The following is a 754-nucleotide window of genomic DNA, read 5'->3' on the forward strand; positions in this document are numbered from 1 at the left end:
CGGTAATGGATATGCTGATTAAACGTATTCTGGGCATAGCTGGCGTTCGAGCAGCCCGTCCTGGTGAGTTCTCGGAACGTGCGTTCTTGAACGACAAGATGGACTTGACTCAGGCAGAAGCGATTGCCGACCTGATTGATGCTAGCTCTGAAGAAGCAGCGAAATCGGCGCTACAATCGCTACAAGGCCAGTTCTCGCAGCGTATTCAAACGCTGGTGGAATCACTGATTCATCTTCGCATCTATGTGGAAGCGGCCATCGACTTCCCTGAAGAAGAAATCGATTTTCTTGCCGATGGTAAAGTTGCAGGAGATCTGCAAGCTATCATCGATAACCTCGATGCGGTACGCAAAGAAGCGAACCAAGGCGCGATCATGCGCGAAGGCATGAAAGTCGTGATTGCTGGTCGTCCAAATGCGGGTAAATCAAGCCTACTGAACGCGCTGTCGGGCAAAGAGTCCGCAATCGTAACAGACATAGCAGGTACCACGCGTGACGTGCTGCGTGAGCACATCCATATCGACGGTATGCCTTTGCACATCATCGATACTGCTGGCTTGCGTGACGCTTCTGATGAAGTCGAAAAAATCGGTATCGAACGCGCTTGGGATGAAATCGCGCAAGCCGACCGCGTATTGTTTATGGTGGATGGCACAACGACCGATGCCACCGATCCAAAAGAAATTTGGCCCGATTTTGTCGATCGCCTGCCAGAAAGCATTGGCATGACGGTGATCCGCAACAAAGCGGATCA

At 51.5% G+C, this 754-nt stretch carries 1 protein-coding gene; it reads left to right on the plus strand.

Annotation, left to right across the window (positions count from 1 at the left end):
- On the plus strand, positions 1-754 hold a 754-nt coding region (locus R7Q11_RS25940; RefSeq protein WP_225466974.1), incomplete at both ends, for a tRNA modification GTPase.

The sequence above is a fragment of the Vibrio sp. 970 genome (assembly GCF_033339075.1).